The organism is Candidatus Kaistella beijingensis (assembly GCF_020084865.1).
GTDB lineage: Bacteria > Bacteroidota > Bacteroidia > Flavobacteriales > Weeksellaceae > Kaistella > Kaistella beijingensis.
Genome location: NZ_CP071953.1, coordinates 1,770,542 through 1,783,332, shown reverse-complemented (window position 1 = coordinate 1,783,332; position 12,791 = coordinate 1,770,542). Strand labels below are relative to the sequence as shown.

Annotated in this window: 16 protein-coding genes; 6 read left to right on the top strand and 10 right to left on the bottom strand. The window is 36.2% G+C overall.

Going from position 1 to position 12,791, the window contains the following annotated elements; genetic code table 11:
* Positions 1 to 22: 22 nt before the first annotated feature.
* Positions 23 to 1,234, bottom strand: coding sequence for a site-specific integrase (locus J4771_RS08310; RefSeq protein WP_224134507.1), 1,212 nt, complete (start codon positions 1,232 to 1,234; stop codon positions 23 to 25).
* Positions 1,235 to 1,597: 363 nt separating this feature from the next.
* Positions 1,598 to 2,857: a peptidase T gene (pepT, locus tag J4771_RS08305; RefSeq protein WP_224134506.1), complete on the bottom strand. Its 1,260-nt coding sequence runs from the start codon at positions 2,855 to 2,857 to the stop codon at positions 1,598 to 1,600.
* Positions 2,858 to 3,049: 192 nt separating this feature from the next.
* Here pepT and J4771_RS08300 point away from each other — a divergent pair, with 192 nt between their 5' ends.
* Both J4771_RS08300 and J4771_RS08295 read left to right on the top strand, forming a co-directional pair.
* Positions 3,050 to 3,898: a hydroxymethylglutaryl-CoA lyase gene (locus J4771_RS08300; RefSeq protein WP_224134505.1), complete on the top strand. Its 849-nt coding sequence runs from the start codon at positions 3,050 to 3,052 to the stop codon at positions 3,896 to 3,898.
* A gap of 235 nt (positions 3,899 to 4,133) precedes the next feature.
* Positions 4,134 to 4,538 (top strand): OsmC family protein, encoded by a 405-nt coding sequence (locus tag J4771_RS08295; RefSeq protein ID WP_224134504.1) that lies wholly within the window; start codon positions 4,134 to 4,136, stop codon positions 4,536 to 4,538.
* Between the two features lie 45 nt (positions 4,539 to 4,583).
* On the opposite strand, the gene J4771_RS08290 is transcribed toward J4771_RS08295, so the two are convergent.
* The 4 genes from J4771_RS08290 to J4771_RS08275 all read right to left on the bottom strand — a co-directional run bounded on the left by J4771_RS08290 (position 4,584) and on the right by J4771_RS08275 (position 6,642).
* Complete coding sequence (locus tag J4771_RS08290) at positions 4,584 to 4,910, bottom strand: SUF system Fe-S cluster assembly protein (protein ID WP_224134503.1); 327 nt, start codon at positions 4,908 to 4,910, stop codon at positions 4,584 to 4,586.
* A 73-nt stretch (positions 4,911 to 4,983) separates the two neighbouring features.
* Entirely contained in the window at positions 4,984 to 5,682 is a 699-nt protein-coding gene (locus J4771_RS08285) for a 3'-5' exonuclease (protein ID WP_224134502.1), read from the bottom strand.
* 330 nt (positions 5,683 to 6,012) lie between these two features.
* Positions 6,013 to 6,357, bottom strand: coding sequence for a tRNA-binding protein (locus J4771_RS08280; protein WP_224134501.1), 345 nt, complete (start codon positions 6,355 to 6,357; stop codon positions 6,013 to 6,015).
* On the bottom strand, positions 6,358 to 6,642 hold the full coding sequence (locus tag J4771_RS08275) for a c-type cytochrome (RefSeq protein ID WP_224134500.1): 285 nt from the start codon (positions 6,640 to 6,642) through the stop codon (positions 6,358 to 6,360).
* 79 nt (positions 6,643 to 6,721) lie between these two features.
* Here J4771_RS08275 and J4771_RS08270 point away from each other — a divergent pair, with 79 nt between their 5' ends.
* Both J4771_RS08270 and meaB read left to right on the top strand, forming a co-directional pair.
* Positions 6,722 to 7,714, top strand: a complete 993-nt coding sequence (locus tag J4771_RS08270; protein ID WP_224134499.1) for an enolase C-terminal domain-like protein — start codon at positions 6,722 to 6,724, stop codon at positions 7,712 to 7,714.
* 19 nt (positions 7,715 to 7,733) lie between these two features.
* Entirely contained in the window at positions 7,734 to 8,717 is a 984-nt protein-coding gene (gene meaB, locus J4771_RS08265) for a methylmalonyl Co-A mutase-associated GTPase MeaB (RefSeq protein WP_224134498.1), read from the top strand.
* Position 8,718: 1 nt separating this feature from the next.
* Here meaB and J4771_RS08260 read toward each other — a convergent pair whose 3' ends face one another.
* Positions 8,719 to 9,252, bottom strand: coding sequence for a DUF4251 domain-containing protein (locus J4771_RS08260; RefSeq protein ID WP_224134497.1), 534 nt, complete (start codon positions 9,250 to 9,252; stop codon positions 8,719 to 8,721).
* A gap of 103 nt (positions 9,253 to 9,355) precedes the next feature.
* Here J4771_RS08260 and J4771_RS08255 point away from each other — a divergent pair, with 103 nt between their 5' ends.
* Positions 9,356 to 10,165, top strand: coding sequence for a M48 family metallopeptidase (locus J4771_RS08255; RefSeq protein WP_224134496.1), 810 nt, complete (start codon positions 9,356 to 9,358; stop codon positions 10,163 to 10,165).
* A gap of 74 nt (positions 10,166 to 10,239) precedes the next feature.
* The gene (locus tag J4771_RS08250) at positions 10,240 to 10,566 is read left to right on the top strand and encodes a hypothetical protein (RefSeq protein WP_224134495.1); all 327 of its coding nucleotides are present in this window, start codon (positions 10,240 to 10,242) and stop codon (positions 10,564 to 10,566) included.
* A 32-nt stretch (positions 10,567 to 10,598) separates the two neighbouring features.
* Here the strand turns inward: J4771_RS08250 and J4771_RS08245 are convergent, their stop codons facing one another.
* From J4771_RS08245 to J4771_RS08235, 3 genes are read right to left on the bottom strand one after another with little or no spacing between them, the layout of a single operon-like run.
* On the bottom strand, positions 10,599 to 11,216 hold the full coding sequence (locus J4771_RS08245; protein ID WP_224134494.1) for an outer membrane beta-barrel protein: 618 nt from the start codon (positions 11,214 to 11,216) through the stop codon (positions 10,599 to 10,601).
* Positions 11,200 to 12,018: an ABC transporter ATP-binding protein gene (locus tag J4771_RS08240; RefSeq protein WP_224134493.1), complete on the bottom strand. Its 819-nt coding sequence runs from the start codon at positions 12,016 to 12,018 to the stop codon at positions 11,200 to 11,202. Before J4771_RS08240 ends, J4771_RS08245 begins: the two co-directional genes overlap by 17 nt.
* Positions 12,018 to 12,770, bottom strand: coding sequence for an MlaE family ABC transporter permease (locus J4771_RS08235; protein ID WP_224134492.1), 753 nt, complete (start codon positions 12,768 to 12,770; stop codon positions 12,018 to 12,020). The genes J4771_RS08240 and J4771_RS08235 overlap by 1 nt, the downstream gene beginning before the upstream one ends.
* Positions 12,771 to 12,791 lie beyond the last annotated feature (21 nt).

Here is a 12,791-nt window from a genome sequence, read left to right as displayed (position 1 = left end):
CTAAAATATTAAACAAATACTCTTACTTCAAAACCTCGTCAATAATCTTATCCAATTTATTATCCGGAAGACTGTTTAAATAAGACATTGTAGATCTTATATCTTTTTGCCCAAGTGCTTCGCGAATAGTCTCAATTGAAATATTATTGAACTTCAAAACTGTGGCAAACGAGTGACGGGCGCAGTAATAAGAGATATTCTTCTTGATTTGCAGTTCTTTCATTATTTCTTTTAACTGCATATTCACATAATAGGTCAGCACTTTTTTGGATCTGTTTTTTAGGTAAATCTGCGTTGGCTTTTCGGTATTCATTATGTTGAAAATGAACTTTGAACTGTCTTCGGATTTGTATTTTTCCATGATATTCCGAGCGTAATCATTGATTTTAAAACTCACCGGAACGCCTGTTTTACTGCGGATATAATCAATACGATCAATATTCAAGAATTTTTTTTCCAACTTAATCAAATCCAAAAAGTTGATTCCTCTTGCATAATAACTGAACAAAAACATATCTTTTGCAAAAGAAAGTTTTTCGTCTTTTGGCTCATATTTCTTGAGTTTTTCTATTTCTTCTTCATTCAGATACTCCTTTTTCCCACTTTCCTTCAGTTTTGAAATTTTATAATGCCTAAAAGGATATTGTTTTTCCGTAATTACTTGGTTTCTAATGGCTTGATTAAAAACCGAACGCAAAGTCCGCATTCTAATCGCGATACTGGACTCCCTATTCCCGCGAGAAATGCAATAGGCTTCAAATTTTTTCAAGTTAGAATAATCCAATTCATTAAAGCTAATGTCTTTTTTGCCAAAGAACCGTTGCAGCGCATTCAGAGTATCTTTTTCCACTTTCGCTGTTCCGGTTTTATCCGATGCCAAAAGATTTCTAATCAAATCTTCGTGGAAACTCGTATAGGTTAAGGAAATGCTTTGTCCGCTGCTCGTCTTTAGTTTATTGATGAGATCAGGAAGCGTGAAGTAGATTCCATTTTTATCGAAATCGTCGATAATCTCGTCAATGATCTTAATTCTGCGCTCAATAAATTTGTTGAGGTTAGCGTGATTGGGATGCGAAGTTTTCAGACGACAAGCGTCAAAACTCCAGTCCTTCTCCTTGCAAGTTTTCCCGATTGAAAGACTTGTGTTTTTGCGGTCTTTTATAAATGAAATTATGATACTTCTCTCCCCTGTTTTATTCGCTTTTGGAGCAAGTGTAAAGGTGTAACTTACCATTTTGTGTCAATTTTTATCGTTTTTCACGAACATTTTTTTCAGATATTCCTGTTTATCGTGTTTTACAAAAATTTTTTCACGAACATTTCACGAACATTTGCCCTCCAAAAGTAAAATATTATAAAATACTGTACAAGAAAAATATTTGTAAACAATTGATAATCAAAGAAAATAAAGCATAATAAAGATTAAGCAAATTATAATAAAACACAATAAAACCGACTGTTAATCAGAGGGTCCTTGGTTCGAGCCCAAGAAGAGGAGCAAAAAGACTTACAGAAATGTGAGTCTTTTTTGTTTTTTAGTATAAAAAAAACCAGCAATAAATTTGCCGGTTTAACTTTTCATTTTCGGAAGGATAAATTATCTCTTCTTCACCGCTCTCGCTATATTTACAATCACTTTCACCGCTTTTTCCATTGATTCCAAAGCAACATATTCGTAAGGTCCGTGGAAATTAATTCCGCCCGCAAAAATATTCGGACAAGGTAATCCCATGTAGGAAAGTTGTGCACCGTCAGTTCCGCCGCGAATTGCTTTGATTTTAGGTTCTATGTTTGCGTCTTTCATCGCCTGTTCTGCAATGTCGACAATGTGCATTTTACCTTCAAATTGCTGCTTCATGTTGCGGTATTGTTCCTTAATTTCGATTTCCGCAGTTCCTTCGCCAAATTTTTTGTTGAATTCTTCTACTTTTTCGGTGATGAATTTTTTTCTTGCTTCAAACTTATCGTTGTCGTGATCACGAATAATATACTGAATTTTCGCTTCGGAAACATCAGATTTTAAATCCGTCAAATGATAAAAACCTTCAAAACCTTTTGTCGTGGCAGGCGTTTCGTTTTCGGGCAGCATTTTGATGAATTCTGCTGCCAACAAAGATGCGTTCACCATTTTCCCGAAGGCATAACCGGGATGAACACTCAATCCGTGGATTTTTACGACCGCTCCTGCAGCGTTGAAATTTTCGTATTCTAATTCACCAACTTCGCCGCCATCCATTGTATATGCCCATTCTGCACCGAATTTTTTTACGTCAAATTTATGAGCACCTCTTCCGATTTCTTCATCGGGAGTAAAGCCGATTGCAATTTTTCCGTGTTTAATGTCTGGATTGGCAAGAAGGAATTCTGCTGCGGTTACAATTTCCGCGATTCCTGCTTTGTCATCTGCACCGAGAAGTGTGGTTCCATCGGTGGTGATTAAAGTTTTTCCCACATAGTCTTTTAGACTTTCAAATTTTGATGGCGAAAGCGTAAATCCTGTTTCTTTATTTAAAACCAAATCCTGTCCGTTGTAATCGTCCCAAATTTGTGGTTTCACGTTTTCCCCATTAAAGTCAGGTGAAGTGTCATAATGCGAAATAAATCCTACAACTGGTTCGTCATCATTGTCAAGATTTGAAGGGACATAAGCGTAAATATATCCGTTCTCATCAAGGGAAACATCACTTAAACCTAAAGTTTTCAACTCTTCAAAAATATATTTGGCAATATCCCATTGTCTTTCGGTTGAGGGAGTTGTCTCACTTTCGGGATCACTTGTGGAAAAGATTTTCACATAGTTAATAAAGCGGTTTTGCAGTTTCAGTTTCCATTCGAGGTTAAAATCTATGGTGATCATACGTATATTATTTTTAACAAAGTTACTTCTTTTGGTTGGATGCTGGAAGATGGATGCAGGAAGAATTTTTAGTATTTCTTAAAGTTTATACAAAATTTTTTGCCCAGTATTGTAGTTCTGAAATGTCATCCAGCTCCCATCTTCCAACTTCCAGCAAAATTATTATCTTTACGAAAATCTTAAAAAGCAAAAATGTTTCTTACCGAATGTCCGCGCGATGCAATGCAAGGTTGGGGTGAATTTATCCCCACTCAAAAGAAAATTGATTACATCAATTCACTTATGGAAGTCGGTTTTGATGTTTTGGATTGCGGCAGCTTTGTTTCTCCGAAAGCGATTCCACAGATGGCGGATTCCGGAACGGTGGTTGATGAAATCGACAAAGGCATTTCCAACACCAAACTTTCTGTCATTGTTGCGAATTATCGCGGTGCAGAAAAAGCGTTGGAACATCAACAAGTGGATATTTTAGGTTTTCCGTTTTCAATTTCGGAAACTTTTCAGCACAGAAATACCAATAAAAGTCAGGAAGAAGCTTTTAACGATATTGTAAAAATTACTGAACTTTTGCAATCCGACGGAAGAGCTTTAAATATCTACTTTTCAATGGCTTTCGGAAATCCTTACGGCGAAATATGGAAATGGGAAGACGTTGATTTTTGGGCAGGCCGTTTTAATGAAATTGGAATCAAAAATATTTTGCTTTCCGACACCGCCGGAACAGGAACGACCGACCAGATTGAACTTTTGTTTGAAAAAATTCCCTCAAAATATCCTGAAATTGATTTTGGCGCTCATTTTCATAACCGATACGAAGATTCTTATAAAAAATTAAAAGCAGCGTATGACAAAGGCTGTAGAAGATTTGACTCTGCAATAAAAGGAATTGGCGGTTGTCCCATGGCGAAAGATGATTTGGTGGGAAATATGCCCACAGAACAGGTCATCAACTTTATGGCGAAAGAAAGAATCGAGCATTCCCTGAATTTGCTTAACTTCGAAAGTGCTTATAACAAGGCGAAAGATATTTTTCATTTTTAAGAAAACATCATTTCTGAAAATATTGATGAGATAAAATTTATCGAGGAAGCTGCCCTGAATTGTCCAGTTGCAATATCCTTAAATTCTGACTTGAACAAAACCGTTAATTTTCATGATAAAGATTAGCAAATGTTACGTAAAAATAGCATTTCGTTAAATTTTGATTAAAATAATAGGTGATTTTTTTATTAATTTGATAAGAATTTTTATCTTTAACCATAAATAAACTCACACTATGACCTCAACAATTACTTATTTAGGGGATTTTAAAATTGTCTCCGAGCATGAAAAATCCGGCTCAGAAATCGTTACCTGTGCGCCAATGCGTGAAGGCGGAACTTCTGAGTATTTCTCACCATCCGATATCTTTGGAATTTCTTACGGGCAATCGATGTTAATGGCGATTGCCGTTTTAGGAAAACCGCGAGGAATCGACATTACAGGCGCAACTTGCGAACTAAAGAAATCCACTTACCCAGAACCTAAAAGAATTGGAACCATTTTCTGTATCGTTAGATTTCCGATGAATTATTCCGATGAAGACAAGAAATTTATAGAAGATGCAGCGCTGAATTGTCCGGTGGCATTATCAATCCATCCAAATATTCAGACAACGGTTTTGTTTGAATATGCAAAGTAGAATTTCGCGAAAAATATAAATGCCGATTGTAGTCGGCATTTTCATTTAAAACATTCCCAGTTCAAACCGTGCTTCCTCGCTCATCATATCTTTATTCCAAGAGGGTTCGAAAGTGAGTTCTAAATCAACTTCTTTTACATTTTCTACCGTTCCTACTTTTTCACGAACTTCGGCGGGTAAGCTTTCCGCAACGGGGCAATTCGGCGTGGTTAAAGTCATAATAACTTTTACGGCTCCTTCGTCAGAAATCTGTACATCGTAGATTAAACCAAGTTCATAAATATCGACAGGAATTTCAGGGTCGTAGATGGTTTTTAAAGTCTTAATGATATTTTCGCCAATGTCGGCAATTTGGTCGTCGGTAAATTTCATAAGCAGATTTCGAGATTCGAGATTTGAGGTTAAATGCACTTACGCAATTTCAAATCTCAAAGATCAAATTGAATTATTGTTCAAGTTTTTCTAAAAGATTTTCCTGCCGCATTCGCCGGAAAACATTTGCCAAAGTTAAGACATCTTTTTCACAATATTGAACAATTCTAAATAAGTCTTTTTCTATCCAATACATTGATGCAACCATTGAACCATCGATATCGTCTTTTGGAGTGGGAATCCCGAAAACATTTGCCAACAATTCCAACGAGACATAAGATTTGTAGTCGCCAAACTTCCAAAGTTCCATGGTGTCTAAATGTGGAATTTCCCAAGGTTTTTTTCCGAAAAGTTGAAAAGGTTTCGGTGGCTCCATGCCATTAATCAGAAATCTTCTCGCAATCCATGGGAAATCGAATTCTTTTCCGTTGTGTGCGCATAAAATCACGTCACGAAGTTTGGGACGGTTGAAAATTTCACCAAATTCTTCCAACAGTTTTTTTTCGTCATCACCTGCGAAACTCTTAATCATGATTTTGTCGCTTTTATCAAGAATTCCTACAGAAATGCAGATAATTTTGCCAAATTCCGCCATAATTCCGCCGCGTTCTTTATAGAATTCTTCGGCCGTGAAATCGTCTTTTCTTTGATGAAGTGTTTTTTTGTCCCACAATTTTTGCAGGGATTCATCCATTTCGTCCCAATTTCCATATTGTGGAACAGTTTCGATATCGAGGAAAAGAACTTTTTCTAAAGGAATATTTTGCAGCATGATTGGTGTTTTTAAAATTTATTTTTTTAAACCACTAAGAAAGTTAAGATTATAATCATAATAAAAACGCTTAACTTTTATGGCAAAGTACATAACAAAAAATTTTACCACAAAAGGCACAAAAGAACTTATTTATCTGTAAAACAGGCGAATCACGAATCCAAAATTTTTGTGACTTTTGTGGTTTTTTTTATTTTCCAAATTTTGCAAGCTTTTAAGCTTTTAAATAAATTTAAAACTTAAGTACCTGCTAAAAATGAACGAAGTCAATCCTTAAAAATAATGCAGCAGTAGTTGTTACAACTTTAATATCCTTAATGGTTAAAAATTTTATCCAACCTGAAAACCATTTTTCACCGCAAGCGAAGGCGACAAAAGCGTAACCTCCTTATTTTCACCATAAACTCCCAAAACCAAACATTCGCTGAAAAAGTTGGCAATTTGCTTTTTTGGGAAGTTGACTATTGCAACAATCTGTTTACCAATGAGTTCCTTTTTAGAATACAAATCGGTAATTTGTGCGGAAGAACTCTTGATTCCCAACTCCCCAAAATCAATTTCTAAAATATAGGACGGATTTCTCGCTTTCGGAAAATCAGAAACGGAAACAATAGTTCCGCTCCTCATGTCTATTTTTTCGAAATCTGCCCAGGAAATTTCAGGTTTAATGTCCATTTATTTTTTTACGGAAACGATATAATCGTAAACCATTTGGTGCTGTTCGTCGTTCAGTTTTGCTTTCGGAGCCATCGAGTTCATGATTCCCACCCAATTTTGTGCAGAATGCGCAGTTGGATTTGGCAAATCGTGGCATTTCCCGCAAGAATTGTCAAAAATGGTTTTTCCTTGTGCAAGATATTCTGCGGTAATGGTTTTTGTTCCCACAACTGCAGGAGTTTTTGGTGTACAAGAAATCAGGAAGCCAGTTCCTAAAATCGCCGCAACAACTAACTTTTTCATAATCTTAAATATTTTGTTTGATTCAAAAATAAGCAATTTTCTTTTTACATTTGTTGGAAACCAAGAGTAATAATTCAGAATGAAACTTTCGTGGCAACCCAAAAAACTGTTGTTAAAAGAAACCTTTTCAATTTCTTACGGGAATTATGATTTTCGGGATGCGCTTTTGATTTCGCTTTCTTATAAAGACAAAATTGGTTTTGGAGAATGTGTCGCCATTAATTATTACGGAATTAATCTTGATGAATTTATTTTAAAGTTAAAAGAAATTCAAACAAAAATTGAAGCGAAAGAAATCGTTCATCCCAAAGAATTTTATCAGTTTTTGACGAGTTTAAATCTGCACTCATTTCTCTGTTCCGCATTAGATTGCGCGTATTGGGATTTGTACGGAAAATTGGAAAACAAATCTTTTTCTCAACTTAATTATTTGAATAGTAGTAATTTACCCGAATCGTCTTACACAATCAGCATTGCTCTCGTTGATGAACAAATCCAAAAAATTCAAAATTCTGATTGGCAAAAATTTAAAGTGAAGTGCAACGGTTTAGACCAAAATTATACTTTTAAACTGCTCGAAACGGGAAAACAAATCGCTTTAGATTCTAACACCAGTTTTTCCGATGATGATTGTAACTTTCTGCAAAACAATGAATTGACGAGGAATTTTCTGTATATCGAACAACCGCGACCAGTTGGCGAATTTCAAGTCTTAAATAAAAATCTCAATGCAGTTTGGATGGCGGATGAAGATTGCCAAAATAGTTCCTACCTCGAAAAATTGCAGCCGCATTATTCAGCAATCAACATAAAATTGATGAAATGTGGTGGAATTACGCCTGCTTTGCAACTTATTCGCGAAGCCAAAAAATTCGGATATAAAATCATGATTGGTTGTATGACGGAATCTTCCGTGGGAATTTCTGCGGGAATTGCAGTGGCTTCTTTATGTGATTTTGCTGATTTGGATGGAGCCAATTTAATTTCCAACGATTTTGCAAGAGGGAGTTTTGTGGAAAAAGGGAAATTGATTTTGTCGGAAAATGCGGGATTGGGAATTTCTTTGCTTTAGAATTTGTATTTTTGAGTTAATGAAATCACTTTCTAATTCAGAACTTATCGAAGGCATCAAATCCGGCGACAAACGCCTGCTCGGGAAAGCCATCACTTTAGTAGAAAGCAAAAAACCGGAACACCGAAAACAAGCAGAAGAATTGCTCAGAGAAATTTTACCGTTTACTGGGAAATCAATTAGAATTGGAATTACAGGAACTCCGGGTGCAGGAAAATCAACTTTTATTGAAAATTTTGGAAGATTGGCGATTTCCAAAGGTAAAAAAGTGGCAGTTTTAGCCATTGACCCGAGTTCTTCATTAAACAAAGGTTCTATTTTAGGAGACAAAACAAGGATGGAAGAATTGTCGAAGGAAGAAAACGCATTCATTCGTCCAAGTCCGAGTTCGGGATTTTTGGGGGGCGTTGCAAATACAACATTTGAAACCATGCTGATTTGCGAAGCAGCGGGTTACGACTATATTTTGATAGAAACGGTAGGAGTGGGACAGAGCGAGGTTTTGGTTTCCGATATCACGGATGTTTTTCTATTTTTAAAAATTATCGGCGGAGGCGATGAACTTCAGGGAATTAAGCGCGGAATTATGGAAATGGTGGATTTGATTTTCATTAATAAAGTGGATGATGAAAATTTAAACAAAGCAAAAAACACAAAGGTGGAATTGATGCGTGCTCTTCATTTTCTACCGTCAAAAGAAAAGGATTGGAAAGTTCCTGTTTTACTCGGTTCAGCGTTGAATAATAAAGGGTTGGATGAGGTTTTTTCAAAAATTGGTGATTTCATTCAATTAAAAATTAAGAATAATTCCTTTGAAGAAACCCGAAAAATACAATCAGAAAAACGTTTTGATTATTGGGTTCAAGAGTATATTCTACAAAAAACAAAAGAAGAAAAATCCACTGAAAATTTCTACGAAGCCCACAAAAAAAATGCTTCCCAACTGAAATCTAATCCAAGCACGGAAGCAAAAATTTTTGTTGAAAAATTACTGGGAAAATAGATTATTTCTTATCCGCCGAATTTTCCATAATATAGCCATCGTAGGAAATTGGTTGTCTGTCATTGGAATCAATGGATAAATAAGCTTTCCCGTTCTTGAAAACTTCCAGATACATTCTTCTAATGTTCTGTTGGTCGTTTAAAACAAACGAATAAGTAGTACTTCCTTTTTTCCCGGGACTTTGATTAATTTTAAAATCTTTTGAAGTAAATCGATAGCTATTTTTCGAGGTGTCGAAACTTGGGTTGTACATTCTTCCGAAATAGGGAAGCGTTGCAACAATTTCATTTTCAGTTATTTGTAAAGTGTAGCCGTAATCTAATTCTAAAATTCTGGAAGCGGAAGAGTTAGGAAATGAATTCAGCACGTTGATCACATCTCCTCCCATAGGATTAGCCTTTTGTGCCAAAAACGTAAAATTACCCGAAGACAGCAAAGAAGCAACCTTTTCCGTAGTAAGGCCGTTTTGGGAACCACAGGAGTTCAAAAGGAAAAATAATATTCCTAAAACTGTTATTTTAAATAAATTTTTCATGTTTTTTATTTAATTTTAAAGCAATAATTATGCGATAATTTAAAGTTAAAAAATTATTTGGAATAAAAATTGTTTTTAACTGTGCAATTGAAATTTTAGAGCTATGAAAAAAGTAAATAAATTATTCGCAGTCGGCGCACTTTCAGTGGCAATGATTGCCTGTACAACCAACCCAATTACGGGTAGAAAATCACTGCAACTGGCCAATAATCAGGAAATTGCGGCTATGGCTTTACAGCAATATAGGGAAACATTGTCTAAAGCAAAAGTAATAACTGGAACAACTGGTGCGAAAAGCGTGCAGAATGTAGGGTTAAGAATTAAGAATGCCGCAAATAATTACTATCGAGGAATTGGTAGAGAAGGTGATATTGCTGATTATCAATGGGAATTTAACCTTATTGATGACAAGCAAATCAACGCATGGTGTATGCCGGGTGGAAAAGTTGCAGTTTATTCGGGAATTTTGCCAATCACTCAAAGCGATGCAGGTTTAGCCGTAGTATTAGGTCACGAAATTTCTCATGCACTCGCGGGACATGGAAATGAAAGAATTTCACAGGCAATGGTTGCACAGGGTGTTGGCGGAATTGTAGGCGGCGTTTTAACCAGCGGACAGATGGCTCAAATTTTTCAGCAGGTTTATCCAATCGGAGCACAAGTTGCATTGTTGAAATACGGTAGAAATCAGGAATTGGAAGCTGATGAAATGGGACTTTATTTAATGTCGATGGCTGGTTACGATCCAAGACAGGCGCAACCTTTCTGGCAAAGAATGGAAGCTTCCTCTAATGGAAACAGACCGCCGGAATTTCTTTCAACCCACCCCAATCCAGATACAAGAAGGTCTGATTTAGAAAAACACATGCCAAAAGCGTTGGAATATTACAAGGCTTCTGGAGGTAAAATTTAAAAGAGAAAAATAATTAACATTAAAACCTTTCCGAAAAATTCTTAAATTTGGAAAGGTTTTTTAATTAATCGGCTATGAAAAATTTAACTTTTATTGGTGTTTTGCTTTTAGGTTTGGCATTTTTGCTTTATTATATGTTGCCGCAATTTTCTTTTGTGAAACTGTTTGAGCCGCTAAATTTAATGGGTATTCTTGCCGGAATCGGAATCGGTCTAATCATTGGTGGAATAGTAGGTTATGTTAGCAAAGGTTCCGCTTTGAGAGAGGAACAAAAGAGAAAGGAGCTTAAACAGCTGCGAAAGGAAAAGGAAGAGCTGGAAAAACAAGCCGCTGAACTTGCAAAACAACAGGCTTTACAAAATACACCTCCTGAAAATAAAAATCCGCAGAATTATTATTAATCTGCGGATTTTTCTATAAAAATAATTTTTTCTTAAAACTGATAACCTAAACCAACCATAAATAAACTTGGGCGGCTGTCGTAGCGTATGGTTTCGTTGGTGTTATTATTGATGAAGTCACGCTGATCTTTGGTAAAAGCTCCTTCATATCTTCCATTAATAATGAGCTTCTGTATTTGAACTTGTGCGCCAAATTGATAACCCAAAGTAAATTCTTTTGTTGCATTCTCTTTAAAATCATTAAACTGATTGTCTTTTGACAGATTATAGGATGCAACCGGACCAATAAACAATCCTAAATTATCGCCTAACACGTTATATCCCAAAAGCACCGGTAAATCTACGCGGTTACTTTTCACTTCTATATTGGTGTTGGTATTGGGAACTTCAAAATCTGTTTTGAAGGTGGTATAGTAAATTTCAGGCATCAAAAATAATGAGGCAGGTAAATTTACTTTCGCAGAAAGACCTACGTTGAATCCCACATTATTTTTCCCGGATTCGTTGTATGCGGTTACAGCAGAACCTTTAATACTTTCCCAAGTTGGCTTGTCCGTCTTGAAAAGAAGGTTGGTTTTTGCGGCTAATTTTACCTGTGCAAAACTTGAAAAAGAAGCGGCAAGTAAAACTATGCTAAAAATTTTTGTCATTCTTAGGGGGTTTAGTTATAATATTTTCAATAGATGTTTTGTTGGTTTCCAGGAAATATTCCCTTAACTCTTTAAACAACTCTGAAGAATAAACGAAATCAATCAGGTTTTTATTGCCTGCATTGATGAGGATATCTTTGTTGCCTTCCCATTCTTTGATGCCCAGTCGCAGATAGACGATCTTTTCACCGATGGTCATCACCGAATTCATGTCATGTGAATTGATAATTGTCGTGGTGTTGTATTCTTTGGTGATTTCTAAGAGTAAATCATCGATAATATTAGAAGTGTATGGATCCAGACCGGAGTTAGGCTCGTCGCAGAAAAGGTATTTTGGGTTGTTTACAATGGCACGCGCAATGGCAACCCGTTTCTGCATACCTCCCGATATTTCGGACGGATATTTTCTGTTTGCTTTGTCAAGATGTACTCTTCCAACCACATCAAAAACTCTTCTTTTTTTCTCCCGGTAAGTAAGGTTGGTAAACATATCAAGAGGAAACATAATGTTTTCTTCCACCGTCATAGAATCGAAAAGTGCACTTCCTTGGAATACGGTTCCAATTTCAGATCGTAAACTTTGTTTTTCTTCACGTCCCATTTTGTTGATGTCTCTGCCATCAAATAAAATTTCACCCGATGTTGGCTGGAAAACGTTGAGCAGGCTTTTCAGGAAAACGGTTTTACCAGAGCCACTTTGCCCAATGATGAGGTTAACTTTTCCAGTATCGAACGTGGTGGTAATTCCTTTAAGAACTTCAACACCGTCAAAACTTTTCTTTAAATCTTTTACTTCAATCATCAGCTTAAGAACATTTGAGTTAGTATTAAGTTCATGATAATAATGGCCACAATGGTCCACACCACCGCTTGTGTACTTGCTCTACCCACTTCCAGTGAGCCTCCTTTTACGTTATACCCAAAATAGGCTGGAATTGTTGCAATTAAAAAAGCGAAAACCGCGGTCTTAAAAAAGGCATACCAAATGAAATGTTGCGGCATATACATTTGAATCCCTGTAATATAGTCGGCTTTACTCCAGTTTCCTGTTGCGGTTCCGGCAAGATATCCTCCCCAAATTCCAAAAACGATACTTATCGCAATTAATAAAGGATTAAAAATAACACTCGCTAAGATTTTAGGTAAAATTAAAAAGTTAGGTGAATTTACTCCCATGATGTCCAAAGCATCAATCTGTTCGGTAACACGCATAGTACCGATGCTTGATGCAATGTAGGAGCCCACTTTTCCTGCAAGAATTACGGAAATGATGGTGGGCGCAAACTCCAGAATCAAGACTACTTTTGTTGCATAACCAATAAAAGCATTGGGAATCGGGAATGATGAGGCACTAAAGTTATTGAACATTTGAATCGCCACGACTGCTCCCACAAAAATTGATGTAAATAAAACCAATCCGAAGGAATTTACTCCTAAATCATAGATTTCCCTCATCAATAACTTCAGAAAAACCGACATTTTTTGTGGTTTCTTGATTGTTTTAGAGAGCAGGAGAAAATAGGCGCCAACTTGGCTCAACAGTTTTTTTAACATGCTGCTAAATTAGTGTTTTTA

Bases quoted from the DNA above. Each gene is read 5' to 3' on its own strand.
- J4771_RS08285 (WP_224134502.1), bottom strand. From the start codon at position 5,682: ATGCTGCAAAATATTCCTTTAGAAAAAGTTCTTTTCCTCGATATCGAA.
- J4771_RS08300 (WP_224134505.1), top strand. From the start codon at position 3,050: ATGTTTCTTACCGAATGTCCGCGCGATGCAATGCAAGGTTGGGGTGAA.
- J4771_RS08290 (WP_224134503.1), bottom strand. From the start codon at position 4,910: ATGAAATTTACCGACGACCAAATTGCCGACATTGGCGAAAATATCATT.
- J4771_RS08270 (WP_224134499.1), top strand. From the start codon at position 6,722: ATGAAACTTTCGTGGCAACCCAAAAAACTGTTGTTAAAAGAAACCTTT.
- J4771_RS08310 (WP_224134507.1), bottom strand. From the start codon at position 1,234: ATGGTAAGTTACACCTTTACACTTGCTCCAAAAGCGAATAAAACAGGG.
- J4771_RS08250 (WP_224134495.1), top strand. From the start codon at position 10,240: ATGAAAAATTTAACTTTTATTGGTGTTTTGCTTTTAGGTTTGGCATTT.
- J4771_RS08235 (WP_224134492.1), bottom strand. From the start codon at position 12,770: ATGTTAAAAAAACTGTTGAGCCAAGTTGGCGCCTATTTTCTCCTGCTC.
- J4771_RS08260 (WP_224134497.1), bottom strand. From the start codon at position 9,252: ATGAAAAATTTATTTAAAATAACAGTTTTAGGAATATTATTTTTCCTT.
- J4771_RS08245 (WP_224134494.1), bottom strand. From the start codon at position 11,216: ATGACAAAAATTTTTAGCATAGTTTTACTTGCCGCTTCTTTTTCAAGT.
- J4771_RS08240 (WP_224134493.1), bottom strand. From the start codon at position 12,018: ATGATTGAAGTAAAAGATTTAAAGAAAAGTTTTGACGGTGTTGAAGTT.
- meaB (WP_224134498.1), top strand. From the start codon at position 7,734: ATGAAATCACTTTCTAATTCAGAACTTATCGAAGGCATCAAATCCGGC.
- pepT (WP_224134506.1), bottom strand. From the start codon at position 2,857: ATGATCACCATAGATTTTAACCTCGAATGGAAACTGAAACTGCAAAAC.
- J4771_RS08255 (WP_224134496.1), top strand. From the start codon at position 9,356: ATGAAAAAAGTAAATAAATTATTCGCAGTCGGCGCACTTTCAGTGGCA.
- J4771_RS08295 (WP_224134504.1), top strand. From the start codon at position 4,134: ATGACCTCAACAATTACTTATTTAGGGGATTTTAAAATTGTCTCCGAG.
- J4771_RS08275 (WP_224134500.1), bottom strand. From the start codon at position 6,642: ATGAAAAAGTTAGTTGTTGCGGCGATTTTAGGAACTGGCTTCCTGATT.
- J4771_RS08280 (WP_224134501.1), bottom strand. From the start codon at position 6,357: ATGGACATTAAACCTGAAATTTCCTGGGCAGATTTCGAAAAAATAGAC.